Here is a 254-nt window from a genome sequence, read left to right as displayed (position 1 = left end):
GATATGGGCATGATGATTGGTCTCAAAGGCTTTGTCGCCGCTACGCTGGGAGGCTTCATCAGCATACCGGGGGCGGTCATTGGCGGCTTGCTGTTGGGACTGGCGGAATCGTTGGGAGCCGGGTTGATTTCCTCTGGCTACAAGGATGCGATTGCCTTTCTTATCTTGCTTTTGGTCCTTCTCTTTCGCCCTCAGGGTATTATCCGGGCGAAAAGCGGGAAACGGGTGTAGTTAAAGGGGGATCTAAGTGGAAA

General features: G+C 53.5%; 1 pseudogene. It reads left to right on the top strand.

Annotation, left to right across the window (positions count from 1 at the left end):
* Positions 1–231: pseudogene (locus MXD62_RS09125) on the top strand (branched-chain amino acid ABC transporter permease); the annotation flags it as partial.
* Positions 232–254: the final 23 nt, after the last annotated feature.

It is taken from the genome of Frankia sp. Mgl5, from assembly GCF_023242985.1.
Taxonomy (GTDB): Bacteria; Actinomycetota; Actinomycetes; order Frankiales; family Frankiaceae; genus Parafrankia; species Parafrankia soli.
The sequence above is the reverse complement of the archived record's forward strand: the minus strand, read 5'-3'. Positions and strand labels throughout refer to the sequence as shown.